The sequence below is a fragment of the Pontibacter cellulosilyticus genome, from assembly GCF_014306105.1.
In the GTDB taxonomy this organism is placed as follows: domain Bacteria; phylum Bacteroidota; class Bacteroidia; order Cytophagales; family Hymenobacteraceae; genus Pontibacter; species Pontibacter cellulosilyticus.
The window spans coordinates 395577-422369 of the sequence record NZ_JACRVF010000005.1 but is presented as its reverse complement, the minus strand read 5'-3'; the positions used below and the strand labels follow the sequence as shown (position 1 = coordinate 422369).

Here is a 26793-nt window from a genome sequence, read left to right as displayed (position 1 = left end):
AACTATATTACCTTTCTATAATGTATTTGTGACTATGAACGCAGCCTCCAAAACCTTAAGTATACCGAAACGAAAACAACGCACTTATTTATCCGAAGACTTCAAAGTTGAAAAGTGGGAAACTATTGCGCCATACTTCGAAGAACTGAAGTCGAGGGAGATTAACAGTGTTGAGGAGTTGGAAAAGTGGATGTATGATCGCAGCGAACTGGAAAGTGTGTTGTCGGAAGAAATGGGATGGCGTTATATCCGGATGACCTGCGATACGCAGAACGAGGAAACCACGAAGGCCTTCCAGTATTTTGTATCTGAGATTGAGCCCCAAATAGCGCCGCTAGACCATGAGCTGAACCTGAAGCTGATGCACTCACCGTATGAGCCTGCATTAGAGCGTGAAAAGTATAGAATATACTTGAGAGGGGTAGAACGTGCGCTTGAAATTTTTAGAGAGGAAAATATACCGCTACAAACAGAAATAAGCACTAAACAACAGCAGTTTGCAGCTATTTCAGGAGCCATGACGGTGACGCTGGACGGAGAGGAGATGACCTTGCAACGTGCTGCAGACCGCCTGAAAAAAACAGACCGATCTGTGCGTGAAGAAACCTGGCGTGCTGTGCAGGAGCGCCGTTACGAAGACCGCGAAAAGTTAGATAACCTGTTTGATGAACTGCTGAAACTGCGCCACCAGGTTGCCTTAAATGCAGATTTCGATAACTTCCGCGATTTTATGTTTGCGGCTATGGGACGCTTCGACTATACGCCTAAGGATTGTTTCGATTTTCATACTTCTATCAAGGAGACTATTGTTCCTTTGCTTACAAAGATAGATGAAGAGCGTAAGCAACAGCTTGGTGTAGATGAACTGCGCCCTTGGGACCTAGATGTTGATCCGACCGGCAAAAAGCCATTAGAGCCATTTAAAACAGGGGAGGAGTTACTGGAAAAAACGGTGCAGGTGTTTTATAAACTCGATACCTACCTAGGCGACTGCCTGGCAATTATGCGGGAGATGGGCCACCTGGATCTGGAATCGAGAAAAGGCAAAGCTCCGGGTGGGTATAATTACCCGCTGGATGAGATCGGTGTACCATTCATCTTTATGAATGCCACCTCGAGCCTGCGCGATGTAATAACTATGCTGCATGAAGGGGGCCACGCCGTTCACTCTTTCTTAACCCGGGATTTGCGCCTTAACTCTGCCAAACATCCACCATCAGAAGTTGCGGAGCTGGCCTCAATGTCTATGGAATTGATTTCTATGGATTACTGGGATTCCTTCTTCGAGGATGAGGATGAGCTGAGACGAGCCAAGCGCACGCACCTTGAAAGCGTGTTAGAAACATTTCCATGGGTGGCTACGATAGATAAATTCCAGCATTGGATCTACGAGCATCCAAACCAGACGCAGAAAGAGCGCCAGCAGGAGTGGGTGAAGATATTTGAGTCGTTCAACCACAAGATTGTAAGCTGGGATGGTATAGAAAAATATAAACCGTTTATGTGGCAAAAGCAGCTGCATATTTATGAGGTGCCTTTCTACTACGTGGAGTATGCCATGGCCCAGTTGGGTGCAATCGCCGTCTGGAAAAACTACAAAGAAAATCCTGCGGAAGGTCTTGATGCATACAAGCGTGCCTTAAGCTTGGGCTATACTGTGTCTATTAGTGAGGTGTACGAAGCAGCCGGTATTAAATTCGACTTCAGTACGAACTATATCAAAAGCCTGGCTGACTTTGTAAAGGAGGAAATGGCTAAGATATAACTGCCTGTTTAATATATACAAAAGCCCCGTTGCTGCACTAATTGTGGCAGAGGGGCTTTTTACATTTGTGCAAGAAATAAGTATGGGTTTACTCTTTTAGCAAAGGTATTATACAGTAAGTTTGATGAGTAACAGTATTGCTGTAGCAGATAGAGTTAATACATATGCTTGCCAAATACCCATTTTGTTAATAGCATGATCATCTAAAAACAATGTTTAAATCATACTTATTTATTGCACCCAGCTTACTCCTGTTTTTATTCTCTGGCTCTTGTGCATCCAGGAAAGCTGTAACAAACCAGGAAAACACATCACAGGCTACTACTCTTGCTGAAGAGCCTGAAAACAACAGCCCCAAGACATTACAGGAGAAGTATGAACAAGGGGTCGATTTTGCAGCCTCCGGTATAGAGCCTTCCTGGACGCTGGGCATTCACGGAGATGCATTATTTGACTTTAAAACTTCGAGTCCTGAAGATGGAAGTATAAAAGTTCCGACGTCAGTAGTTGCAGAGCTTAATGAAGGTGAAAATGTAAGCTATTTTGCAGACACGTCTAAAGGCAAGTTTGTTTTAAAGCTACTGCGCGAAGATTGTCTGGATGCTGTAACCGGCAAAAAGCTGCCTTATACTGTAATAGTGCAGTATGGTAAAGATGAGTACAAAGGCTGCGGAAGCTACCTCAGCGATACCAGGTTAGATGGCAAATGGACGGTGGTGCAACTGAACGGTAAAGAAGTTACAGGTGAGAAAAAGCCGTACCTGAGCTTCTCCTTAGCCGACAAGAGAGTATCAGGAAATGTAGGCTGTAACAATATATCAGGTAGTTTGGATGCAAAACGTAATAAGCTTCACTTTGGTGCTATCGCTGTAACCCGTATGGCCTGCCCGGACATGGGTATTGAAAATGAGCTGCTCGAATTGCTAAACAAGTCAGAAATTGCATACAGAATTATAGAGGGCAAACTGCTGCTGTTCCAAGACAGGAACGAGGTGGTACTTTTAAAGCAGTAACTAAAATTTAAAGCTATCAGCAAGAGAGCCCCGTAATAACTGCGGGGCTTTTTGTTTTAGGTGTGGTAAAGTATGAACGGAGGATATACTTGAGTCGTACTACATACTATGAAAAGACGAAATATAGTACTTTGGGTTTGGTTGGTACTGTGGGGTAGCTTTGCCTCCTGCTCCAGAAACTCACAGATGGACGTTGAAGACTGGGAAGATACTGAGGCTGTTTTGGTAAGTACAGAGGTAGCTCCGAATGATGTCATCGGAACATGGCATGGGTTTATACCTTGTCCCGGTTGCCGTGGCTATACCTATGACCTGGTGCTGATGGACAATTACAACTTTGAGGAACGGGTAATTTACGAGGACCAGCCCGGTGAGCCTGTTACACGAATCGGTACCTGGAGTGTAACGGACGGGATTATTGAGCTAAGTGGAGATGAGGCGGCACGAACCCGTTTCTCCCTGTCAACAGCCGGTGAACTTCGTGCCTTAGACTTAGCAGGTAAGCCGATTAACCAGGACCTGCAGGCACAGTATAGTTTAAAGAGAAGTGCTGGTTTGGCAGAAGATGATCCGCGCTTTTGGGAAGATAGTCGCAAAATAGGAGTAGATTTTGTAGCTACAGGCCATAACCCAAGCTGGGTGCTGGAGATTGATAAAGAAAACCAGATGCTGTTTAAAACAAGACCGGAAGAGACAGTGATGCTGCAAGCTAAAACGCCCGCCCCCACATCTAAAGGACGTATCACCAGCTATCGTGCTACAACAGGTGATGGCAGTCTAGAAATTGAGCTAACTCAGGAAACTTGTGCCGACGCGATGTCTGGTAAGGAGAGGCCTTATACCGTACGTATTACTGCCAATGGAGAAGTTTACACCGGCTGCGGGTTATACTTAGGAGATAATCAGAGTAAGTAAGATAGTGCCACTTATACTATAAAACAGATGCGCCTGCTAACGTATAGCAGGCGCATCTGTTTTATTTATACTTTTGTTAGAGTGGCTTAAACTGCTCAAACATCTGCTTGCAATCGTTGCAATAGTGCATGGAGCGGCAAAGGGTAGGACCGAAAGGCGTTCGTAAATCTGTGTTCTCGCTATCGCAGTACGGGCATTTTACGTGCTCCAGAATATCCAGATCAAGTATAAGGTCATACTTTGGCGGCGGGGCCAGGCCGAACTCTTTTAAATGCTGCCGTCCTTTCTCAGATAGTTTGTTGCTATCCCAAGGCTTATCGAAAGTCATATTAACCGTATACTTGCTGATGCCATGTTTCTCCAGTGTGCGTTCTACATCTTTCTTCATGTAGTCCATGGCAGGGCAACCGGCAAAAGTTGGCGTCATGTTCACGGTTACGTGGTCATCTTCCGATATCTCCACACCCGTGATCACCCCCAAGTCCACCAGCGACAATACCGGTATCTCAGGGTCTTTTACCTCCCCCAGTAGGGTTAATATGTTTTCTTTGGTTAGCTCCATTAAGTTATTCTACCACTCAGCAGTAGGGTCAATTTTAAATACTTCAGCCATTTCGTCCAGCAGCGGCTGCAGGTGCTCAGTGTGCTCGCCGTAGCGTCCGCCGAACTTAGGAGTTATACTTTCCAAGTCAGGCATTTTCAGTTCGGTTTTTTCTATCACCGCCTGAATGCGCTTCAGCCATTCGGCTTTTACGGCTTCTTCGCCAGCGTAAACACCAGCATCAATCAATTCCTGCTCATACTTCGATTTCTCGAACATGCCCAGCGCATAAGGTAATGCCTCACTCAAAGCAGATTGTAAACGAAGTATGGCTTCTTCAGTAGATGAACCCAGATTCTTGATCCAGGTGTTGGCGTGCAGCACATGGTATTTTACTTCGCCTTTCAGTTTGGTAGCTACTTTAACAATCGGCTCGTATCTGGACTGCGAAAGCATCTCGAAGCGGATGATCTCAGCGTTGTCGTACAAAAAGTGACGGATCAGGCTAAAATCATACTCTCCGTTTGGCAACTCCACCAGCTGGCTGTTATGGAACTGGTTGGCATTTCGGGTAAAGGCAACCGTATCTGGCTCTGCTTCACCAAGCTCCTGCAGCAACGTATAAAATGCCAGGCTGTGTCCAATCTTATCCTGAGCCATCGACGAGAAAGCAATGTCCTCCTCCAGTATCGGGCCGAAGCCGGTCCACTCAGAGTTGCGGTGGCCAAGTATAAGCTGGTCGTCTGCCAGTTTGTATAACAGGTCTTTTATCGCTTGCTCGTTCATTATTGGGCAGTTGTAGGTTTATTCTCTTCTTTATACTTCGTGATCTTGTCCATCACTTTGTAGGCAATGGCTTCGCGGTACTTCTTCTCCGGAATAGTAGTCCACATGTCCTTGTCCTCTTCCGCAGATTGCAGCACATCTTTCGATTTTGCTATCCATACATTAACGATAGGGCCTTTATCACCGAATTGCTGCTTCGCTTCCTGCAGGGCTCCCAGGTATGAGGTTGCCATTATGCGGCCTGCATGAGTATGCGCTTTGCCACGCTTCTTCAGATGGAAGATCTCATAAGGCTCCGGCTGCTCAGTACGCTCAGCCGGCTCTTCAATGCGCAGCATGTCATACACGTTCTCGCCATCGTTGCCATAAGGCGTTACCTGAATATTCTCAGTGCGCACGATCCAAAGGCCAACACACGGGAAACGGCGGCTATACTGCTCTTTCGCAAACAGGAAGGCTACATCCTCGTTCGGGGCATGTACAGGTCCAACGTAAGTATGGGCAGCGCCTTCTTTCTTTTGATGGAAGGCTTCATATGTTTCAAACTGATCCAGCTCTGGCTTTTCCTCCATCGGTGGCACTTCGCCTTCCGGCAGATTCAGTCGGGTTACTCTCGGGTCAAGTGACTTTAAGCTCATAGTTTTATATCCTTAGGCTAGTGGCTTCACGTATTTTGCTTTCGGGTTGAGCAGGGCTCTGCGTACCCAGGCACCACGCTCCTCGGCAGTACGACGTACAGCCAAGCGTTCAGCGTTGCAAGGGCCATCACCGTTGATTACACGCTTAAACTCATCCCAATCTGGCTCTGTGTATTCCCACTGACCAGTTTCCTGATTTTTCTTCAGCTTCGGGTCCGGAACAGTTAAACCAAGCTCCCATATCTTCGGTACGTACATGTCCAGGAACTGCTGACGGCACTCATCGTTAGAGGCCATTTTCACTTTCCAACGCATCAGCGTTTCAGTGTGCGTACTCATTTTATCAGACGGTCCGAAGAAGGTCATGATTGGTGGCCACCAGCGGTTAAGTGCAGCCTGAATCATTTCGCGCTGCTTTGGTGTACCGGTTGCCATGTGTACCACGGCATCATGGCCATACTTCAGGTGAAAAGCCTCCTCAGCACAAATACGCTCCAGCGCACGTGAGTAAGGACCGTAAGAACCTTTGGCATTCGCCATCTGGTTTACAATCGCACCCGCATCAATCAGCCAGGAGATGATGTTAGAGTCTGCCCAGGTAAAGGCAGGATAGTTAAATACGTTAGAATACTTTGATTTACCGTTGATTAGGTCCGTCAGCATTTGCTCACGTGATTTACCTAAGGTCTCTGCGGCAGAGTATAAAAGCTGCGCGTGGCCTACCTCGTCCTGCACCTTAGCCATCTGCGCCATTTTGCGGCGGAAGCCAGGAGCACGGGTAATCCAAGTACCTTCCGGTAGTGCACCGATAATTTCAGAATGTGCATGCTGCTCAATCATTCTGATCAGCTGCTTGCGGTAAAGCTCAGGCATCCAGTCAGTCGGCTCAATCTTTTCGCCGCGTGCAATGCGTGCCTCAAATTCGGCCAACTTTACAGGATCTTCGCTCTGCAGGTTGTCGAACTTGGTGGCTTCAAAAACGTTTCCTCCTCCGTACATAATATCTATAGTTTAAAGGTTCAGTAAAAGGTGCCGGGCCGCGTTACCAGCCCGGCGGTTAGTTAGTTTAGTTAGGTATATTAAGGTGTATCGGTTTAACCGATAAGTTAGTCTGTGTGTTGTTTAAGCCCGTCAGTAGCATGGCCGACAGGTTGACTGCAATTTCCTCTGGTTTCATTTTGCCATCTGGCTTGTACCAGGTGTGAATCCAGTTAAGGCCTGAGAAAATCATCAGGGTAGCAAATTTTTCGTCGGGTACAGCGAACTCGCCGCTGTTAATGCCTTCCTGAATTATGTCCCTAAAGCGGCTCTCATACTTATCGCGCAGGGCAAGATACTCTGTCAGGTGTGGCTCGCTCAGGTGGCGCCATTCGTGCAGGAAAACCGCTGAGGCAGCTGTATTGTTAGTAAGCACCTGTACGTGGGCTGCAATAGCGCGCTGTAATCGCTCCGTTGCTGTGCCATTTATACTTTCAGCAGCATCCAAGGCATCAAAGAACTCCTGCGCCATTCTGAAACAAACCCGCTGCAGAATTTCTTCTTTAGATTTGATATGCGAGTAGATGCTGGCCGCCTCAATGCCAAGTGCATTGGCTAAATCACGCATCGACGTAGCCGAAAAGCCTTTTGTCTTAAAAAGCGCCGTAGCTGTTCTTTCGATTTGTTCTTTTCTGCTCAATACTGCTTCCATATATAATTAACAAATATAAGCAACCTAACGTTCGTTAGCAAATATTTTATTTCTTAAACGTTTAGGTTAAATTTAGGTTGATACTGTAGTTTGTTAAAGACAACCGTTACAAGTAAAATGACACATAAAACATTTTACGTTGAGCGATGGATACATACTTCCGTATATTTGAAACAATAGTAATTATCATTAAAAAATTAGATGAGCGAACAGGAAGAATACACGGCAACACACACTATGGAATTTGTACACTATGAAACCAAAGAGCGAGTAGGATATATTACACTGGCACGCGCCGAGAAAAGAAATGCCCTTAACTATGAAGTAGTAACGCAATTAAAGAAAGCTTTTGCCTTTGCTGAAGAAGATGAGAACTGCAAAGTTGTTGTGCTGCGATCTGAGGGAAAGGTGTTTTGTGCCGGTGCAGATTTAGAATACATACAGCGCCTGCAGGAAAACGATTACCATGAAAACCTGGCTGATTCTACTCACCTGATGGAGCTCTTCCGGTTGATTTATACTTTAAAGAAAGTAGTGATTGCCCAGATACACGGCCATGCTATTGCCGGAGGCTGCGGTTTAGCTGCCATCTGCGACATTGGCTTTACAGTGCCAGAGGCTAAGTTCGGCTATACAGAAGTTAAGATCGGTTTTATACCTGCCATTGTTAAAGTGTTCTTGCTGCGTAAGATTGGAGAATCGAGGGCCAAGCAGTTGTTGCTTACCGGCGATCTCATTTCTGCGGAAGATGCTGAGAAGTATGGTTTGGTAAATTATATAGTGCCGGCTGAGGAATTGGAAAGCCGTGTGTTTGACTTTGCTCGGAAATTGTGCTTCGAGAACTCAAAACAAAGTATGGAAGTAACCAAGGAAATGATAGCGCGTGTGCAGGAGATGAGCCTGGAAGGTGGCCTGCAGTACGCCGCCGAAATGAATGCTATTGCCAGAGGCAGCGAAGACTGCCAGCGTGGTATTGCCTCGTTCTTAAACAAAGAACCGATTAAGTGGTAAAATTTTGTTCAATATTAAAAACTAAATGTTAAACTTGTTGTTTGCCTAATATGATTGCAGGACTCGGAGTCATGTTGCTAACCTTTGTGGCCATGGAGGGCGTTGCCTGGCTAATGCACAAATATGTGCTACATGGGTTCATGTGGTTTCTACATAAGTCGCATCATACGCACCATAAGCATAAGTTTGAGCTAAACGACCTGTTTTTTGCTTACTATGGCACATTGGCTATGCTGTTCTTTATTTTTGGAACAGAGCCCATAGACTACAGGTTTTGGATAGGCGCAGGTATTACGCTTTATGGAGTGGCATACTTCCTCATACACGATGTATTTATTCACCGGCGGCTAAAGTGGTTTGGTAAATCGTCTAATGTTTACCTAAAAGCTTTAAACATGGCGCATAAGGTACATCACAGCACGCAGGGGAAGTATGGGTCGCAGTCTTTCGGAATGCTGTGGGTAGCTCCGAAATATTTTAAGAAGGCAAAAGAAATTGTTCAAAAACAACAAGAAGGAGAAACGTGGCCCAATATACCATTAAAGAGCTAGAGCATTTATCTGGCATAAAAGCGCATACCATTCGTATTTGGGAGCAACGCTATAATATACTTTGCCCCAAGCGTACTGAAACAAACATTCGTTACTACGACGATGCAGACCTGAAGTCTATTCTCAATATATCGCTGCTGAATGAGCGGGGCTATAAAATATCAAAGATAGCTCAGATGCCGAAGGATCAAATCCAGCAAAAGGTGCAGCAGCTTTGTGACGATTCCTGCCGTGGCTCGCATCACATACATACACTTGTGAAAGCTATGGTTGATATGGATGAGGAGTCTTTTGACAAAACGTTGTCTACAGCGGCTCTGCAACTCGGACTCAAAGGTACTATGAATGAGGTGGTGTATCCTTTTCTAACTAAAATAGGCATTCTGTGGCAGACAGGAAATATAACTCCGGCTCACGAGCATTTTGTGAGTAACCTGATACGCCAGAAGCTTATTGTAGCCATAGATGGGCAAGTAGTAAGGGCGCAGCAGGGCTCGCCGGTGTATGTTTTATACTTGCCGGAAGGGGAGCTTCACGAACTTGTGCTTTTATACTTGAATTACCTGTTAAGAGCATCTGATAAGAGAGTAATCTATTTGGGGCAGAATCTTCCTTTTGCTGACCTTGAAGTTACTTGTAAGCAGTTTAATGCCAAGTATATATGTACTGTTCTAACAGCCTCTCCAGAAAGAGACCAAGTACAGGCTTATATCAATAAAATGGCAGCAGCCTTTCCAGAAAGTACGATCTACATGTATGGGTACCAAATTCAGAACGAAGAGTTGGCTTTCCCAGACAATGTAGTTAAAATAGGCACTTCAACTGAACTGTTAACTATATTCGGTTAAAACTTCCTGTTGATAAATCCGGGCCCCCTGTTGCTGACGTTGGTTAGTGGCAGGGGGCCTCTTTTTTTGCTGTTTACAGTAAAATAATGTACGTACACAGGCTTTAAGATGTAGTTTGTCTATTTTGTTTAATCTTTATCAAAATAATATTCAACAATATTGGCTAATTAATTTTAGTGTGCGTATATTTGTTTATAGTTTTACATTTAAAAGGTAAACAAAATGACAGCTATAGAATTCAATAACCTGATACAGGCTGTAGCGCAATCGCTTAGTCCTGCGGCCATGAACCTAACCAGAAATTCCGATGATGCGAAGGACCTGGTACAAGAAACAATGCTGAAGGCCTTATCAAACAAAGACAAGTTTAAGGCGGGTACAAATCTAAAGGCGTGGTTGTACACTATTATGCGCAACACGTTCATCAACAACTACAACAAAATCACGAAGCGCAGCAGCAACATCGACAGTGCTGACTACCTGAAGTACCTGAATACCGATGAAAATTATGTCACACAAAACAAAGGCACCTCAACTTTCGTCATGCATGATATTAACAAAGCAATTGCAAGCCTGAACGAGGAGCATCGTACCCCATTTATGATGTACTATGTGGGGTATAAGTACCTTGAAATTGCCGATAAGCTTAAAATTCCGATTGGAACCGTAAAAAACAGAATCCACATAGCTCGCAAAGAGCTTAAGAAGGTGCTTAAAGTCTACAAACAAGACGCCTAACCTATAAACCAGCCCTATGTCTGCAACCAAAGTAATTGTTATCGGCTCCGGTTTTTCCGGTCTTTCCGCTGCCACCTGCTTAGCTGATCAAGGTTACGATGTAACTGTGCTTGAGAAGAACAGTACACCCGGCGGACGAGCCAGAAGTTTCTCTGCAGATGGTTTTACTTTTGACATGGGGCCGAGCTGGTATTGGATGCCAGACGTGTTTGAATCATATTTTAACCGTTTTGGCAAAAGCACCTCCGATTACTACAAACTCAAGCGCCTTGACCCCTCCTACACAGTAGTATTCGGCGAAAATGATTTTGTAGACATACCTGCCACTATGCCGGAGCTGCACCAACTTTTTGAAAGTATGGAGCAAGGCAGCACAGCCCAGTTAGATAAGTTTTTGGAACAGGCAGCCTATAAGTATGAGGTAGGTATAAACCAACTGGTGTATAAGCCTGGTCGTTCTGTTTCGGAGTTTATGAGCCCTAAGCTGCTACTGGACGTGCTCCGAATGGATGTTTTCCAATCCTTTTACAAGCATATCAGGCGCTACTTTAAAAATGAGCGCATCCTTAAGCTGATGGAGTTTCCGGTGCTCTTCCTTGGAGCGCTTCCACAAAACACACCAGCTCTGTACAGCCTGATGAACTATGCCGATATCAAACTAGGAACATGGTACCCGATGGGGGGTATGTACAAGATTGTAGAGGGTATGGTACAGCTGGCAATGGAAAAAGGTGTAAAATTTGAGTTTGATCAGAATGTACAGCAGATAGAGGTGGCAAATGGTAAAGCCACGCATGTTGTTACTAACTCAGGTTACTTTGAAGCCGATGTAGTTGTGGCTAGCGCAGATTATCACCACGTGGAACAGCATCTTTTGCCAAGAGCCTATCAAAGTTATTCCGAGAGCTACTGGAACAGTCGTGTAATGGCTCCGTCGTCACTTTTGTTTTACCTGGGTATTAATAAGCCATTACAGAACCTGCAGCACCACAACCTGTTTTTCGATGAAGACTTCGGGCCGCATGCCCACGAGATATATACCGATCCAAAATGGCCTGAAAAGCCTCTTTTTTACGTTTCTGCTCCATCAGTTACCGATGCCTCGGTAGCACCAGCTGGTTGCGAGAACCTGTTTATACTTATGCCTGTAGCACCTGGCCTGGAAGATACGCCTGAATTGCGTGAGTTATACTTTGAGAAAATTATGGATAGGTTAGAGCAGCTAACTAAGCAGGAAATCCGTAGTGCAATAATATACAAGCGTAGTTATGCCCATAAAGATTTTATATCTGACTACAACGCATTTAAAGGCAACGCCTACGGTTTAGCAAACACCCTCATGCAAACCGCCCTGCTCAAACCCAGTCTTAAAAGCAGGAAAGTAAGCAATTTATACTACACCGGCCAGCTTACAGTGCCTGGTCCGGGAGTGCCGCCATCCCTTATTTCGGGGCAAGTAGTGGCAAAAGAAATCTCTAAAGAATACGCAACACCAGTTGCGGTGAAAGTATAAAGCACCTAAATCAAAAGGCTTATGGAGTTATTCAGGGAAACGTGTTTACAGTGTAGCAAAATTGTTACAGAGGCATATAGCACATCATTCACACTAGGTATTAAAACCCTAGACAAAAAATTTCACTTGCCCATTTACGCCATTTATGGTTTTGTGCGCTGTGCCGACGAGATTGTAGATACCTTTCATGATTACGATAAGCGAAAACTGCTGAATGACTTTAAAAAGCAGACCTTTGAGGCCATTGAGAACGGTATAAGTTTGAACCCGGTGCTTCACGCATTTCAGTGTGTGGTAAACGAATACAACATCGACAAAGAGTATATCGAAGCCTTTCTCAAAAGTATGGAAATGGATCTCGAAGATCATGCTTACGACAGATCATTGTATGAGGAGTACATTTATGGATCTGCGGAAGTAGTAGGGCTCATGTGCCTGAAGGTGTTTTGCGAAGGAGACCAAGAGCAGTTTAACAAGCTTGAAAAGCCTGCACGCAGTTTAGGTGCTGCCTTCCAGAAGGTTAATTTTTTGCGTGATATGCGCAGCGACCACGAAGAAAGGGGTAGAGTATACTTTCCGAAGGTTGACTTTAAGAACTTTAACAACGCTAGCAAGTCTGAAATAGAGGCTGATATTCTGAAAGACTTTGACGATGCCTATGCCGGAATCATGGCTTTGCCAAAGGCTGCACGAATGGGAGTATACCTGGCATATGTTTATTATCTCAAGCTTTTCCGGAAGATCCAGAACCTGCCGGCAACCCATATCCTCAAGGAACGCGTAAGAGTACCTGACAATACGAAGCTGGCTTTGCTGCTGGGCTCGTATCTTAAGTACAGATTAAACGTTATTTGATGATTACTTTTTTACTTTGCTTACTGCTGGGCTTCTTTACCACTACACCTCTGGCAGATAATACCAAAACATATTCGCTTACAACTTTGCGGCAAGAGTACCTTGCGGCAAGCAAAGAGGAGGCAGCAGCCAGGCGCTTCTTCCAGAAAATGGCAGACTATGACGACAGGCATCCGGTAAAACTGGCCTATAAAGGCGGATCGGAGGCAGTAATGGCTAAGTATAACTGGAACCCCTATGCCAAGCTGAAGCACGTAAAAAATGCCGCCGCTCTTTTTGAGGAAGCCGTAGCCATGGATAAAACAAACCCGGAAATACGCTTCTTAAGATTTACGGTAGAGCACTACGTGCCGCGCTATCTGAACCTGAGCGAACACCTGCAGGAGGATAAGAGAGTTATTATAGAAGGTCTTCGAACTCATCCAAAGTCAGGGGTTTCTACAGAGGTGATGCGAAGCATTAAAGACTTTATGTTGACAAAGGACCATTGCACCCCAGAAGAAAAAGAGGTGTTGCGAAGTATAGCAATTTAGGCGCAGTTATTTCCTTGCTTCTTCTTTGTCTAGCGTGGAGCACTCATTTCGATATAGGCGCATGTAATTGTCTTTGCATATAAATAAGCTAGTATAGTAAACTTGCTGCCGGGGTAATGGTTGAAGTAACAGTTTAACTTTAAAAAAACATGTACCTGTACCTGTATCTGAACATATGCACCATCGCCTTCCCCTTGATCTTGTCTTTCGACAAGAAGGTGGCTTTTTACAAAGGGTGGTATGCCTTATGGCCCGCTATACTTGCCAATGCCTTATTCTTTATAATTTGGGATATCATGTTTACACAGGCAGGAGTATGGGGCTTTAACGAAGCATATTTAACTGGTTTATACTTATTTGGTCTGCCCATTGAGGAGATTCTGTTTTTTATTACCGTGCCCTACGCCTGTGTCTTTATTTACGATGTGCTGAAAGCCTATGTGAACAAAGATCTGCTGCAGCCTTATGCCAAAACCATTGCTTTTTTTCTGATCATTATACTTCCCGTGATCGCTATCTTTAACATGAGCAGGGTTTATACTTCCATAACATTCGTGCTACTGACACTGACGCTGTTGCTACACATAAAGTATTTTGATACGCGCTACTTGGGGCGCTTTTTTATGGGTTACCTGGTGCATCTAGTGCCGTTTCTGCTTGTAAACGGAGTGCTGACTTATTTGCCAATTGTGTGGTACAACAATGCGTATAATTTGGGTATAAGAATCATTTCTATTCCTGTGGAGGATACCATGTACTCTATGTTGATGCTGCTCGTCACGATTTCTATCTATGAGGGTATAAAACAGCGTAAAAGAATAAAACAATATCAAGCCTCAGTTGTATAAGGAGTATGAGCGCCTTACACGTAACCATCGATGCCAATTCCGGATTTTGTTTCGGTGTGGTTTATGCCATACAAATGGCCGAAGACCTGCTGGATGAGCAGGGGTACCTGTATTGCCTCGGCGATATTGTGCATAACGATGTAGAGGTGGAGCGATTGCAGAAACGAGGCCTGCGTATCATAAACCACGATCAGTTGCGGCAGCTGCAAAACGAGGCCGTGCTTATAAGAGCACACGGCGAACCACCTGAAACATATCAGACGGCACTACAAAATAACCTGACCTTAGTAGATGCCTCTTGCCCGGTAGTGCTAAAGCTTCAAAACCGCATTAAATCATCTTACGATAAGCAGGAGCCTATCTTTATTTACGGCAAGCATGGCCACGCAGAGGTGTTGGGTTTGCTAGGGCAGACAAGCAACGAGGCAGTTGTGTTTGAAAACATTGAGGAGCTACTGCAGCATGAGTTGCCGCCAAAAATTACACTATACAGCCAGACCACTAAAAGCACTGACAACTTTTACAGGATAAAAAACAAGCTGGAGCAGGATGGCTACGAAGTTGATGCCAACGACACTATTTGTAGGCAGGTATCTAACCGCGACAAAGAACTGCGTAAATTTGCTTCAAATTATAATAAGGTTGTGTTCGTTTCGGGTACAAAGTCATCCAATGGCAAAGTGCTTTACCAGGTTTGCAAAGATACAAATGAGCATACGTTCTTTATATCGAAGGTAGAGGAGCTGCAGCCAAATTGGTTTAGCTCTGGAGATACAGTGGGTATCTGTGGTGCAACCTCAACGCCAATGTGGCTGATGGAAGACGTAAAAGCTGCTTTGCTGGAAATGGAAGTATAAGTTGCGGTTACACAATTAAAATAGATGGCTAAAATAAGGCAGAATGACTGGAGGGGCATAGCGATTGCGGCGATCATTATTGTCTGTTGGTTTGCGCTGTTGGTTTACCTGCTCAATTCTTTTGAAGTTTCCTTCGCTTCGCCGTTAACTTACCTGTTTATACTTCTCCAAACGCATCTTTACACAGGCTTGTTCATCACCGCCCACGATGCCATGCATGGTGTAGTGGCTCCCGGTAAACCTGCATTGAACAAGGCTATTGGCACTACTACTGCTTTTCTGTTCGCATATAACTGGTATCCGCGCCTTTTGCCAAAGCATCACCAGCACCACCGCCATGTAGCTACCGAACAAGATCCGGATTACCATCATGGCTCATTTTGGCCCTGGTACTTTAGTTTTCTTAAGAACTATATTACTTGGTGGCAGATTCTGCTAATGGCCATTACCTATAACGTTTTGCAACTGTTCTTTCCGCTGCAGAATGTAATCCTTTTCTGGATGTTGCCGGCTATACTTGCTACCTTCCAGCTCTTCTATTTTGGAACTTATCTGCCACATAAAGGCGAACACGCAGCAGATAACCCGCACAAGTCCTCTACCCAAAGTAAGAACCACTTATGGGCTTTTATAAGCTGTTACTTCTTTGGTTACCACTACGAGCACCACGACAAGCCATACTTACCTTGGTGGCAATTGTATAAGGCAAAGGTGTAATTGATATATTGCGATAATTCTATTTCGTTAATAGAATGCATTTATTTAAATATATTGATTATCAGTTTATTGAGGTGTGGTTTGAATTTTTTGTTGTTGATTTTGAAACATTTGCAGGCAACGAAAGTATGATACAGCTAAATACTCAGTACAGTTTACCTGTAAAACACGCGACCTTAGATTCACCACTTCACCCTTTTTAACTGTTTATGAAATTATCCTTACGTTATTTTTATATAATCCCTATTGCCTTGCTGCTTTCTGTTTCTTCTGCCCATGCGGGTAAAGATCCGAATATGCTTAAGGCAGGGGTAAGCTATATTTGGTTGTCAGAGTATGATAGCCAAGGGCTTATGTTCAACAACAGGTACAGCCACCATCTAAGCGATCGATTTGCGTTAGGCCTGAATATAGGACTGGCAAACGGCTCCCGGTACGACGACATCAAACAAATTTACTCTATTAAGAATACCTTTTACATGGCTAACCTGGAGGCTAGCTTTGATTTGCTGAACAACGAATCTGTGGCTTTTAGAATTGGTGGAGGGGTTGGAGCAAGACATCGTGCCGAGATCAACTCAAATGCCGAGGACGGTACCGCTGACGGCTCGGTAAAGCACATCAAAAAGTCTGACGTGGGCTATAACGGCTTTATCGAGAATGACTTTAATATTCTGCGCAACGGCGTTGCCGGGGGCAGGGTAGGATATTTTTACTACACAAGTGGCACGCCTGTTTTCTCTATTGGCCTGCATCTTGGTTTTAAATTTTAAGATAATACCATATAAAACATAAAAGGGAGCTCGACCAAGCTCCCTTTTATGTTTTATATGGTGCTGCAGGAGATTAATGTGCTCCTTTTTTACAGCAATCGTCTAATCTTTTGTAGGCACGCTCAGATGCTGGTTTGTCGTCGGCATCGTAACCTGTTTCGTTTACAGCTTTGCGTAGGTTGTCAACATTGGTTTTGCGGCTATCAAACACAACAGTCAGAACCTTAGAATCCACATCCAGCGACGACGCTTTTACGCCTTTCTCGTAAGCCATTGCTTTTTCCAGTGTTGTCTTGCACATATCGCAAACTGCAGATGTCTTAATCTTTACCGTCTGCTCGTTTTTGTTCTGAGTTTGTGCGTTTGCTCCAAAACTCATCAGTGCAAGTGTTAGAACGACTAAAAGTGATTTTAGAACTTTCATGTATTATTAGTTTTAGGTTATGAGTTAATCAAGTGTAAAGCGAAGCCCTGCATATAGCACACGACCTGTAATCGGACCCCAAACCATGCTAGCATCAAAGTTTGGGCCAAAAGGTTGGTCTGCCCCGATAACAGGGTTAGGTTGTTTGTAGTTCAGTAAATTTTCTCCGCCTACGTATACTTCCCAGCGCTTAAAGGCGCGGCTTACCTGTGCATTAAAAGTATAAAATCTGTCTGACTCTCTCATGTCGTTTGCCGTGCTGGCCTGCTCAATAGAGGCAAGGGGCATCATGCCAAAATACTGCCCGGTCAGGTCGGCTCTCCACTTGTCAAATGGCGTGGCAAAGCCCAGGTTTACGAAGAAGCGGTGCTGCGGGATCATTGGTTTCTGAATCAGCTGGCCGTTGTAGGTTGTCTTCACATCAAAGAACTTATAAGCTGCTTTAATATCCAGTCCCTTTAATACCTCATACTGTATCTCCGTCTGAAAGCTTTTTGAGAAAGAACGGCCATCGAGGTTGTAAAACAGCGCCTGCGATGGATTGGTGTACATATCTAATACAACCTGGTTGGTAAAGGTAGTATAGTAGTAGTCTGTCACAAACGTGCCAGGTCTGCCGTCCAGCTCAAAATAATGGGTAAACGAACCACCTAAATTCCAGGCCTGCTCAGGCTTCAGTTCTTCGGTTGCTTTGATAGTACGTGAGCTTACAAGTATAGCTGAGTTCTCTGCGATAGGGTTGGCCACTCTGAATCCTTTACCGGCTGCCACTCTAAAGATCGTATTTGGTGTGGCATCAAATTTTACATTCAGTCTTGGCGTGAAAACCGTGCCGTAAAGGTTGTGAAAATCCACTCTGGAGCCTGCTACAAGCGTCAAATTCTTTGTGTTGTTGTAGATGTACTCCACAAAAGCGCCCGGTACATGCTCGGTGCGGCCAAATGTGCTGTCAGAGAATGTTTCGGAATAGTTGTCGTAGTTATAGCTCAGGCCGGCTTTGTACGTGTGGCCGGTGTGCCCAAGTATAGACTGGAATATTAACCTGGCGGAGCCACTGTTCTGTTCGCCGTCATAATCGCGCAGGCCATAGCTGGAGTCGAATTTGTGATGTGCTAAGGAGGTGATAAGGCCTATACTTTGATAGGGTTTACCCGGGAAAGTATAAGAGGACTTGTTATAAGCCATTGCTCTCTCTGTCTCCGAGTTAGTGCCGTAGTATGGCTGCTCGCTCTGGGGGACTTTTTCGTTGTATTCCATCTGGCCGCCAACTCTTGTCTCACGCAAGGCATTTATGCCGAACTCAGACACCACATCATTGTGGCTATATTTCCACTTGTTAAAAACATTATATTGTGTGCCCAGCGGCAGGTCCATAAAACCATCGTTGTTGCGGTCTACGCGGTTGCCTAGGTGGTTGGTGTGCAGCATTAGTATGGTATTCCACTTTTTACCCACCGATGTAGCCAGGTTTAGGTTGGCATCAAACTTTGCCAGGCTGTTGCCATATAAGTTAAAGTATAAACGCTCCGCCTTTTCAGGGTCTTTCAGCATCACGTTTACCTGTCCCGAAATAGACTCATAGCCATTTAGTACAGAGCCAGTGCCTTTAATAATGTCAATTGACTCGATAAAAGTGCCGGAGAGGTAATTTAGCCGGTAAGGCGTTGCTAGACCCCGCAGGGCAGGGATATTGTCGGTTGTTAGCAACGTATAAGATCCATCCAAGCCAAGCATCTGTATCTGCTTTGCACCTGAAACAGCGTCCGTGGTAGATACCTCCACAGAGGCATTTGTTTCAAAACTCTCAGCCAGGTTGCAGCACGCTGATTTCTCCAGGTCACGGGTGGTGATAACCTGTGAGTTAGTTGGGGTAAGGGAGGAATAGCGTGCCTGCTGTCCCTCAACCACCACTTCCTGCAACTTGCTGGTGGGCGTTAGCTGTATGACAACATTACTCTTGCCGCTTACATTAACTGTATCGGGTTTATACCCTATGTAGCTGACAATGATCTCGGGTGTAAGCGCATCTGCAGTAGAAAGTGCAAAATTCCCAAGCACGTCTGTTGAGGTGCCTTTTGCAGTGCCTTTCCATACTACGTTGGCGCCGATAAGGGGAAGGTTGGTGTTGGTTTGGTCTACCACTCTGCCGGTTAGCTGCTGTGCAGTAGCCGGAAGTATGGTTAAAAAGTAAAGTATAAGTATAGCCCTAAAGGAGCCTTTGAGTTTTACAGGAATCACGTCCATGTGTTTAATAATCTAAAATAGTAATCAAAATACAATAGGTATTGGGCGCACTGTTAGCAGGCGCTGTTCTTGTATTTTGGTCGGTCTAGACTATTAGGATGTGCAGTTTGTGCAGCAGTTTGCGGCCGTATAAAGGCGGAGAGCTGTCGGTGTAAGTATAAACCAACTGCTCGGCGGCCTGAGAGGCGGCTTGCTTCGTAAGAAAAGGCTTCAGTTGATTTGGAAAGTATACCGGCAGCTGCAGGTTAAAGGCTTTCTGTGATGATACGGGTTCCAGCTTTTCGTACTGCACTGCTTCGTCGCAGCAGTCATCTGCTTCTTTATTGGCAGTTTTTTCCTGTTCACAGCATTCGTCGGCTACTTCATTCAACTCTGAGGCGCGCACTCCGGCCATTAAGCAGAACTGCTCACTAAAAGCCACGCCAACTGATCCAAGCAATATGCTTAATATCAGCAGGGATAGAACGCTATGGCGAAGTATATTTTTCACACTGCAAATATACGGAACTCTTTACCACTTTCCACCACTTTCCCTAAAGTATGGTTTGCTTCTGCCACTTTGCCCCACTTCTTGTGTGGAAACCTGTGGAGAATAGTGTTTTTGCTATGTATTTAGAGTTAAGTGTTTGATGATTAATAGTTTATGCTTTTGTTGTCTCGTATTTTAGCTAAAAAGAAGACACAGTACAAAAAAACTTATACCCAATATATAGCGTTTTTAATGTGGATAATGTGGATAAGTGGTGTGGATTACCATAATTTATCCACAAAGTGGTAAAAAGTGGTAGATTGTGGTTGTGGTATTTTGTTGAATCGCTACATTTGTAATGTCCGAGAACCACACGGACTAAACTGTTATTGTCTATGAACTTCCTCTCTGGCGAATATGAGTGCAAGATTGACCCAAAGGGAAGGTTGGTTTTACCTGCAAAGATAAAATCTAACCTGCCTGAGGCGTCTGGCAATCATGTGGTGCTTATGAGAGGATTTGAGCCTTGCCTGGTGCTTTACCCAAAGGCAGAGTGGAAGGTGATTTACGACAAAGTAGCAGGCTTAAATGAGTTTAACGAAGAGTATCGCCACTTTCAGCGCAATTTCTTCCGTGGCAACACGGAGATAGAGCTGGATGGTGCAGGCCGTTTTATTGTGCCAAAAACAATGGCGCGTTTTGCCGAGCTGGAGAAAGAAGCAGTAGTAGTAGGTCTTGGCAACCGTGTAGAGATCTGGAACCCGGATAAGTATGAGGAGTTCTTGATTAAAGACCAGCAGAATTTCTCGCAGCTGGCGCAGAAGTTTTTGGGTGATAAACCGGCAGAAGAGCCTTTGATCTAATGGAGTATCATCGTCCTGTATTGTTTCATGAGTCCGTGGATGCCCTGGCCATTAAGCCGGAGGGTGTTTATGTGGATGTAACGTTTGGCGGTGGTGGGCACTCTGCGCTAATTGTGAGCAAGCTTGCAAGCGGTAAGCTTTACAGTTTTGACCAGGACCGCGATGCCGAAGAACAGTCGAAGAAGATTGATAGCCCGGCTTTCCAGTTTGTTAGAGCCAACTTCAGGGATCTTAAAAAGTACCTGAGGCTTTACGGGGTAAAGCAGGTGGATGGGATACTGGCAGACCTGGGTGTTTCATCGCACCAGTTCAACGTGCCGGAGCGAGGTTTTTCTACCAGGTTCGAAGGGCCCTTGGATATGCGCATGAACGCGGAGGCTGGTACAACGGCTAAAGAAGTGTTGGAGACTTATTCAGAAGAGCAGTTGCACCGCATCTTCGGTATTTACGGAGAAGTGAAAAACGCCAGAACGCTTGCCCGTACCATTGTGGAGAAAAGAGCCAGAAAGCCTTTTGATACAATCGGGGAGTTTAAGCAGGCCATTAGCTCCTGCACACCGAAGGGAAAAGAGAATAAGTACCTGGCGCAGGTGTTTCAGGCGCTTCGGATAGAGGTGAATGATGAGATGAAGGCGCTGGAAGAGATGCTGGAGCAGGCGGCTGAGGTGCTGAAGCCTGGAGGCAGACTGGTGGTGATTTCGTACCACTCATTGGAAGACAGGCTGGTAAAGAACTTTATAGCAAAAGGCAAGTTCTTCGGTGAGGTGGAAAAGGATCTGTTTGGAAATGAGAAAAAGCCGCTAGACGCTGTTAATAGAAAACCGATTGTACCATCAGAGCAGGAACTGCTCGAAAACAGCCGCTCCAGAAGCGCAAAACTCAGAATAGCAGAGAAAAGATAACAAGATGATTAAATAAACAGGCTATTAAATAGCTCCAAATTATTACAGTAACTATGGCTTCAAATGTTCTGATCAAACAAACTAACCCGCCGAAGACAAACTCGGCGCGCGTGAGGCCAGAGGTGGAGCAGCCTAAAAAGCCCAAGGGCAAACGTAAGAGTTTCAGTATTTTTACCCTTCTCGACAAGTATACCAACGTAGATGCTTTGTTTGAAGAAGGAGTTCCGCTTAAGTACCTTCCCTACATTCTTTATACTACTTTAATTACCCTTTTCTACATTGGCAACACGCATTTCGCGGAGAAAACAATCCGCAAAATCGATAAAGTTAAAGTAGAAACAGAAGACCTGCGCGCAGATTATACTACGCTTAAGTCTGATTATATGGAGGCCAGCAAGCAGTCTGAGGTTGCACGCAACGTAGAGCCGCTAGGTCTTATTGAAAGTTCATCGCCACCCTATCAAGTGATTGTGCCTGCCGATGAATATTAAGAAGTCCATAGTTATAAGGGTAAGGATTGTCTTTTTGATTCTCTGCCTTTGCGCGTGCGCCATTGTGTACAAGGTGGTGCGTATCCAGTTTATTGACGGTGATCGCTGGAAGAAGATATCCAAGGAACGCCGTATCCGTTACCAGCCGGTTTTTGCCACACGTGGCAATATCTACTCCGACAACGGAAGTATACTAGCTACCTCATTGCCTTTTTACAGGGTTGCCTTCGATCCGACAGTGGCTGATGCGGAGACTTTCAATGCAGGCATAGACTCTTTATCTATGCTGCTTTCGCGTTTCTACAGAGATAAATCAGAAGATTACTATCGCCGCAAAATAAAGAATGCCCGCCACGACGGCAGAAGATACCTGCGCCTGAACAGCCGCCAAATCAATTACCAGGATAAGAAGATGATGGCGCAATGGCCGATCTTCAGGGCCGGTAAAAACAAAGGCGGGGTAATATTTGAGAAGGTTGAGAAGCGCTTTAAGCCATTTGGCTTGCTAGCCGAGCGTACCATTGGCTTTATAAACGAAGATAAGAATGGTGCTGGTCTGGAGTTTAGTTTTAATAACCACTTAGCCGGTACAGACGGAGAGGCGCTTTTCGAGCGTATCGCCGGTGGTAACAAACCGATTTACGACGGAACAGAAGTTAAGCCACAGCACGGTTACGATATCAAAACTACCATTGACATTAACCTGCAGGACGTAGCTGAGAATGCCCTATACAAAGCGCTGGAAAGAACAGATGCTGAGTATGGCTGTGTGATCATGATGGAGGTAAAAACCGGAGAGATCAAGGCTATTGCGAACCTGGGTAAAACCAAGGGTGGTTACATAGAGGATTATAATTATGCTGTTGGTAACCAGGGACGTACAGAGCCGGGATCTACCTTTAAGCTGGCTTCGATGATGGCCCTGTTTGAGTATGCGCCGGATGTGAAGCTTTCTGATTCGATTGATACAGGGGATGGCCGTTACCGGATCAAGAACACGATTATGACCGATGCCAAAAACGGTGGTTACGGCATGTTATCGGTGCAGGAGATCTTTGAAAAATCATCGAACATTGGTGTGGCAAAGCTGATGGAGCAACACTTTAGCAGCAATCCGCAGGCTTATGTTGACTATCTGAATAAGTTTGGTCTCAACAGCACACTAGGCTTCCAGATGGATGGTGAGGCAAGGCCGTTTATGAAAGACCCACAGGATAGAACATGGTACGGCACCACGCTAACTTCCATGGCTATTGGCTATGAGATGAAGCTTTCGCCTTTACAAACGCTGGCTTTCTACAATGCAGTTGCTAACAACGGGGTTAAGATCCAGCCGATCATCGTGAAAGAGATCAGCAAAACAAATACGGTTATCCAGTCATTTAAAACGCGTGTCCTGAACGAGAAAATATGCTCTGACGAGACGCTGAAGAAGCTGCGCTCGATGCTGGAGGGGGTTGTGGAGAATGGTACTGCCAAAAATATCCTGAGCAAAGACTATAAGGTAGCTGGTAAAACAGGTACTGCCCGTAAGGTGAAGAATGGCCGTTACGTAATGGAGTATTCAACTTCGTTTGCAGGTTATTTCCCGGCCGACAAGCCAAAGTATAGCTGCATTGTGATCATCGACAGTCCGAAAGGGGTGAATGTGTATGGTGGTGATGTGGCGGCACCGGTATTTAAGGAACTGGCTGATAAAGCCTATGCCCGTGATCTGGCAATGCACAAGTCGCTTCGCGCCAGGGTGGTGCCTAACAAAGACAGTATGCCGGGTGTAGAGGCAGGAAGCCTGGAAGACCTGACTTATATCTGCAACAAGATCGGGGTAAGCCATCATCCTAACCTTACTGAAGAGGAGTGGGTAAAAGTGGAGCCTAGAATGCGCTCTTTAGACTTCAAACCAAACCCAGTGGTGCTTAACAAGGTGCCGGATGTGAAGGGAATGACCCTGCGGGATGCCCTGTTTATACTTGGCAATCAGCACCTAGATGTGAAAGTGCAGGGAGCAGGTAAGCGAGTAAAGCAACAATCGCTGGAGCCGGGCACTGACATTGCAAAAAACGCTAAAATTACAATTGTACTGAGCTAATGACATTGCTGCAGAACATATTAAAAGATATTAAAACCCTGGAGGTGAGAGGCGCAACAGATATTACTGTTGAAGCCATCACGTTTGACTCGCGTCAGGTGCGCGAAGGCGTAGCCTTTGTGGCGGTGCGAGGCGTGCAGGCCGATGGACATGAGTATATTCAGAAGGCAGAGGAAGCAAATGCAGCAGCCATCATTTGCGAAACAATGCCTACAGACTTTAAAGAAGGAATAACCTATGTGCAGGTAGAGGACTCTGGAGACGCGCTGGGTAAAATGGCGGCTGCATTTTACGATTATCCTTCTAAAAAGCTGAAGCTGGTTGGGGTAACGGGTACAAACGGTAAAACAAGTACAGTAACGCTGCTGCACAAGCTCTTCAGAGAGTTGGGTTATCATGTAGGCATGCTGTCAACGGTACAGAATCAGATTGACGAGGAGGTAATCCCGTCAACCCATACTACACCGGACGCTGTAAAGCTGAACGAACTGTTGGCGCAGATGGTAAAAGCTGGCTGTGCTTACTGCTTTATGGAAGTTAGTTCGCATGCCATGGTGCAAAAGCGCGTGGCAGGGCTACAGTTTGCGGGTGGTATCTTCACGAACATCACCCACGATCACCTGGATTACCACAAGACTTTTGACGAGTACATCAAAGCAAAGAAGTCATTCTTTGATATTCTTCCAAAAGGTGCTTTTGCATTGGTAAACACGGATGATAAGCGTGGTCCGGTGATGGTGCAAAATACCAAAGCTGATGTGCATGAGTTTTCTCTGCGTAAGGCAACGGAGTTTAAAGCACGCATTATCGATAATACCATACAAGGGCTGCACCTGGAAGTGGACGGTCATGAGATCTGGTGCAAATTAATTGGCTCGTTCAACGCCTACAACTTTTTAGGTGTCTATGCTGCGGCTGTTCTGCTGGATGAAGATCCAATGGAGGTGCTTACAGTACTATCAAGCCTAAACACAGCAGCAGGTCGCTTTGACTACATCGTTTCTGATTCGCAGATAACTGGTATTGTGGACTATGCCCACACACCGGATGCACTGGAAAATGTGCTGAACACAATTCAGCAGATCCGCACACCGCTGCAGAAGGTGATAACGGTGATAGGCTGTGGCGGTAACCGTGATGCGACCAAGCGTCCGTTAATGGCTGACATCGCCTGCCGCCTAAGCGATAAAGTTATACTTACCTCTGATAATCCACGCTTCGAAGAGCCGCAGGCTATCCTGGAAGATATGCAGAAGGGAGTAAAGCCGCTTGATTTTAAAAAGACATTATCGGTGCTGGACAGGAGAGAGGCTATTAAAACAGCCTGCATGCTGGCAGAACCAAACGATATTATACTTGTTGCCGGCAAAGGCCACGAGACATACCAGGAGATAAAAGGCGTAAAAACTGACTTTGATGATAAGCAGGTATTGCGCGAGATGTTTCAGCAACTGGGAAAATAAGAACTAAAGCTAAAGGGAACAGAATAACACATTAATGCTATATCACCTTTTTACATACCTAGACCGTGAGTTCGACTTCATCGGAGCAGGTGTATTTCAATATATCTCTTTCCGGGCAGGTATGGCGACCCTTGTATCGCTGCTGATAGCGATGATATTTGGCGGCAGGCTGATTAAAGTGCTGCAGCGCAAGCAGGTAGGCGAAAGTATCCGCGACCTTGGCTTAGAAGGCCAACTGGAGAAAAAAGGAACCCCTACGATGGGTGGCCTTATCATCATCCTGGCCATTCTGGTGCCGGTGCTCCTATTTGCCCGCTTGGATAACATATATGTGCAACTCATGCTGGTATCTACTGTGTGGCTTGGCTTGATCGGGTTTCTGGATGACTACATTAAGGTATTTAGAAAAAATAAAGAAGGATTAGCTGGCCGCTTCAAGATTCTTGGGCAAATCGGTTTAGGTTTGATAGTAGGCTTGACTTTATACTTTAACGACGATGTAGTAGTGCGCCAGTACATTTTTTCCGACGGTACCACTTCAGCGGTAAATGCTACTAGGCACTACACAGACGTGCATAGTATGATTACAACGGTTCCGTTCCGCAAGAACAATGAACTGGACTACTGTAACCTATTCTCTTTTGCAGGTCCTTTGTTCCAGGGCTGGTCTTGCTACTTATACATCCCGTTTGTGATCCTTGTAATTACAGCGGTGTCTAACGGTGCTAACATTACTGACGGTATCGACGGTTTGGCAGCAGGTACATCTGCTATCATCGGTTTAACACTAGCGATCTTTGCCTGGGTGTCTGGTAACACCATTTTTGCCGATTACCTGGACATCATGTTTATACCTAATTCGGGTGAGCTAACGATTTTCTGTTTGGCCTTTGTGGGGGCTTGTGTGGGCTTCTTGTGGTACAACACTTACCCGGCGCAGGTGTTCATGGGTGACACGGGTAGCTTAGCCATCGGAGGTATTATTGCAGTTTTGTCGCTGATTGTCAGGAAGGAACTGTTAATACCAATTTTGTGCGGAATCTTTCTTGTAGAAAACCTGTCAGTAATGCTACAGGTGAGCTACTTCAAGTATACTAAAAAGAAGTATGGCGAAGGGCGCCGCATCTTTAAGATGTCGCCGCTGCACCACCACTATCAGAAGCTGGGTTATCACGAGTCTAAAATCGTAGGTCGCTTCTGGATTGTAGGTATCATGCTGGCCATTTTAACGCTGGCAACTTTAAAGCTTCGCTAAA

At 45.3% G+C, this 26793-nt stretch carries 28 protein-coding genes; 20 read left to right on the top strand and 8 right to left on the bottom strand.

What is annotated here, in order from left to right; all coding sequences use genetic code 11:
• The first annotated feature begins 34 nt into the window (after nt 1-34).
• The 3 genes from H8S84_RS17330 to H8S84_RS17320 all read left to right on the top strand — a co-directional run bounded on the left by H8S84_RS17330 (nt 35) and on the right by H8S84_RS17320 (nt 3693).
• Nucleotides 35-1765: a M3 family oligoendopeptidase gene (locus H8S84_RS17330; RefSeq protein ID WP_187068626.1), complete on the top strand. Its 1731-nt coding sequence runs from the start codon at nt 35-37 to the stop codon at nt 1763-1765.
• Nucleotides 1766-1977: 212 nt separating this feature from the next.
• On the top strand, nt 1978-2778 hold the full coding sequence (locus H8S84_RS17325) for an META domain-containing protein (RefSeq protein WP_187068625.1): 801 nt from the start codon (nt 1978-1980) through the stop codon (nt 2776-2778).
• A gap of 108 nt (nt 2779-2886) precedes the next feature.
• On the top strand, nt 2887-3693 hold the full coding sequence (locus H8S84_RS17320; RefSeq protein ID WP_187068624.1) for a copper resistance protein NlpE N-terminal domain-containing protein: 807 nt from the start codon (nt 2887-2889) through the stop codon (nt 3691-3693).
• Between the two features lie 76 nt (nt 3694-3769).
• Here the strand turns inward: H8S84_RS17320 and paaD are convergent, their stop codons facing one another.
• From paaD to H8S84_RS17295, 5 genes are all read right to left on the bottom strand, one after another.
• Nucleotides 3770-4255: a 1,2-phenylacetyl-CoA epoxidase subunit PaaD gene (gene paaD, locus H8S84_RS17315; protein ID WP_187068623.1), complete on the bottom strand. Its 486-nt coding sequence runs from the start codon at nt 4253-4255 to the stop codon at nt 3770-3772.
• 9 nt (nt 4256-4264) lie between these two features.
• Nucleotides 4265-5020 (bottom strand): 1,2-phenylacetyl-CoA epoxidase subunit PaaC, encoded by a 756-nt coding sequence (gene paaC, locus H8S84_RS17310; RefSeq protein ID WP_187068622.1) that lies wholly within the window; start codon nt 5018-5020, stop codon nt 4265-4267.
• A complete protein-coding gene (locus H8S84_RS17305; RefSeq protein ID WP_187068621.1) occupies nt 5020-5658 on the bottom strand; it encodes a phenylacetic acid degradation b in 639 nt (212 codons plus the stop codon). The genes paaC and H8S84_RS17305 overlap by 1 nt, the downstream gene beginning before the upstream one ends.
• A gap of 12 nt (nt 5659-5670) precedes the next feature.
• Entirely contained in the window at nt 5671-6657 is a 987-nt protein-coding gene (gene paaA, locus H8S84_RS17300; protein ID WP_187068620.1) for a 1,2-phenylacetyl-CoA epoxidase subunit PaaA, read from the bottom strand.
• A 67-nt stretch (nt 6658-6724) separates the two neighbouring features.
• Nucleotides 6725-7348 carry a TetR/AcrR family transcriptional regulator gene (locus H8S84_RS17295; protein WP_230407233.1) on the bottom strand — a complete coding sequence of 208 codons (624 nt, stop codon included), beginning with the start codon at nt 7346-7348 and terminating at the stop codon, nt 6725-6727.
• Nucleotides 7349-7585: 237 nt separating this feature from the next.
• On the opposite strand from H8S84_RS17295, the gene H8S84_RS17290 reads away from it, so the two are divergent.
• From H8S84_RS17290 to H8S84_RS17240, 11 genes are all read left to right on the top strand, one after another.
• Complete coding sequence (locus H8S84_RS17290) at nt 7586-8359, top strand: enoyl-CoA hydratase/isomerase family protein (protein ID WP_187068619.1); 774 nt, start codon at nt 7586-7588, stop codon at nt 8357-8359.
• 50 nt (nt 8360-8409) lie between these two features.
• On the top strand, nt 8410-8910 hold the full coding sequence (locus H8S84_RS17285; RefSeq protein ID WP_187068618.1) for a sterol desaturase family protein: 501 nt from the start codon (nt 8410-8412) through the stop codon (nt 8908-8910).
• The gene (locus tag H8S84_RS17280; protein WP_187068617.1) at nt 8883-9758 is read left to right on the top strand and encodes a MerR family transcriptional regulator; all 876 of its coding nucleotides are present in this window, start codon (nt 8883-8885) and stop codon (nt 9756-9758) included. Before H8S84_RS17285 ends, H8S84_RS17280 begins: the two co-directional genes overlap by 28 nt.
• Nucleotides 9759-9980: 222 nt before the next feature.
• Nucleotides 9981-10496 (top strand): RNA polymerase sigma factor, encoded by a 516-nt coding sequence (locus H8S84_RS17275; RefSeq protein WP_187068616.1) that lies wholly within the window; start codon nt 9981-9983, stop codon nt 10494-10496.
• 16 nt (nt 10497-10512) lie between these two features.
• Nucleotides 10513-12009, top strand: a complete 1497-nt coding sequence (locus tag H8S84_RS17270) for a phytoene desaturase family protein (protein WP_187068615.1) — start codon at nt 10513-10515, stop codon at nt 12007-12009.
• A gap of 21 nt (nt 12010-12030) precedes the next feature.
• Nucleotides 12031-12864, top strand: a complete 834-nt coding sequence (locus tag H8S84_RS17265) for a phytoene/squalene synthase family protein (protein ID WP_187068614.1) — start codon at nt 12031-12033, stop codon at nt 12862-12864.
• Nucleotides 12864-13397, top strand: coding sequence for a hypothetical protein (locus H8S84_RS17260; protein WP_187068613.1), 534 nt, complete (start codon nt 12864-12866; stop codon nt 13395-13397). Before H8S84_RS17265 ends, H8S84_RS17260 begins: the two co-directional genes overlap by 1 nt.
• Before the next feature lie 149 nt (nt 13398-13546).
• Nucleotides 13547-14245 carry a lycopene cyclase domain-containing protein gene (locus tag H8S84_RS17255; RefSeq protein ID WP_187068612.1) on the top strand — a complete coding sequence of 233 codons (699 nt, stop codon included), beginning with the start codon at nt 13547-13549 and terminating at the stop codon, nt 14243-14245.
• 5 nt (nt 14246-14250) lie between these two features.
• Complete coding sequence (locus H8S84_RS17250; RefSeq protein ID WP_187068611.1) at nt 14251-15102, top strand: 4-hydroxy-3-methylbut-2-enyl diphosphate reductase; 852 nt, start codon at nt 14251-14253, stop codon at nt 15100-15102.
• Nucleotides 15103-15126: 24 nt separating this feature from the next.
• The gene (locus H8S84_RS17245; RefSeq protein WP_187068610.1) at nt 15127-15819 is read left to right on the top strand and encodes a fatty acid desaturase; all 693 of its coding nucleotides are present in this window, start codon (nt 15127-15129) and stop codon (nt 15817-15819) included.
• A 209-nt stretch (nt 15820-16028) separates the two neighbouring features.
• Nucleotides 16029-16592, top strand: coding sequence for a hypothetical protein (locus H8S84_RS17240; protein ID WP_187068609.1), 564 nt, complete (start codon nt 16029-16031; stop codon nt 16590-16592).
• Between the two features lie 73 nt (nt 16593-16665).
• Here H8S84_RS17240 and H8S84_RS17235 read toward each other — a convergent pair whose 3' ends face one another.
• The 3 genes from H8S84_RS17235 to H8S84_RS17225 form a co-directional block, all read right to left on the bottom strand.
• Nucleotides 16666-17016 carry a heavy-metal-associated domain-containing protein gene (locus tag H8S84_RS17235; RefSeq protein WP_187068608.1) on the bottom strand — a complete coding sequence of 117 codons (351 nt, stop codon included), beginning with the start codon at nt 17014-17016 and terminating at the stop codon, nt 16666-16668.
• Nucleotides 17017-17040: 24 nt separating this feature from the next.
• Entirely contained in the window at nt 17041-19260 is a 2220-nt protein-coding gene (locus H8S84_RS17230) for a TonB-dependent receptor (protein ID WP_187068607.1), read from the bottom strand.
• An 85-nt stretch (nt 19261-19345) separates the two neighbouring features.
• Complete coding sequence (locus tag H8S84_RS17225) at nt 19346-19750, bottom strand: HYC_CC_PP family protein (protein WP_222621690.1); 405 nt, start codon at nt 19748-19750, stop codon at nt 19346-19348.
• 374 nt (nt 19751-20124) lie between these two features.
• Between H8S84_RS17225 and mraZ the strand changes: the two genes are divergently transcribed.
• From mraZ to mraY, 6 genes are read left to right on the top strand one after another with little or no spacing between them, the layout of a single operon-like run.
• The gene (gene mraZ / locus H8S84_RS17220) at nt 20125-20592 is read left to right on the top strand and encodes a division/cell wall cluster transcriptional repressor MraZ (protein ID WP_187068606.1); all 468 of its coding nucleotides are present in this window, start codon (nt 20125-20127) and stop codon (nt 20590-20592) included.
• On the top strand, nt 20592-21494 hold the full coding sequence (rsmH, locus tag H8S84_RS17215) for a 16S rRNA (cytosine(1402)-N(4))-methyltransferase RsmH (RefSeq protein ID WP_187068605.1): 903 nt from the start codon (nt 20592-20594) through the stop codon (nt 21492-21494). Before mraZ ends, rsmH begins: the two co-directional genes overlap by 1 nt.
• A 53-nt stretch (nt 21495-21547) precedes the next feature.
• Nucleotides 21548-21985 carry an FtsL-like putative cell division protein gene (locus tag H8S84_RS17210; protein WP_187068604.1) on the top strand — a complete coding sequence of 146 codons (438 nt, stop codon included), beginning with the start codon at nt 21548-21550 and terminating at the stop codon, nt 21983-21985.
• Nucleotides 21986-22019: 34 nt separating this feature from the next.
• The gene (locus H8S84_RS17205; RefSeq protein ID WP_317175454.1) at nt 22020-24074 is read left to right on the top strand and encodes a penicillin-binding protein; all 2055 of its coding nucleotides are present in this window, start codon (nt 22020-22022) and stop codon (nt 24072-24074) included.
• Nucleotides 24074-25537 (top strand): UDP-N-acetylmuramoyl-L-alanyl-D-glutamate--2,6-diaminopimelate ligase, encoded by a 1464-nt coding sequence (locus H8S84_RS17200; protein ID WP_187068602.1) that lies wholly within the window; start codon nt 24074-24076, stop codon nt 25535-25537. Before H8S84_RS17205 ends, H8S84_RS17200 begins: the two co-directional genes overlap by 1 nt.
• Before the next feature lie 34 nt (nt 25538-25571).
• A complete protein-coding gene (gene mraY, locus H8S84_RS17195; RefSeq protein ID WP_187068601.1) occupies nt 25572-26792 on the top strand; it encodes a phospho-N-acetylmuramoyl-pentapeptide-transferase in 1221 nt (406 codons plus the stop codon).
• Nucleotide 26793 lies beyond the last annotated feature (1 nt).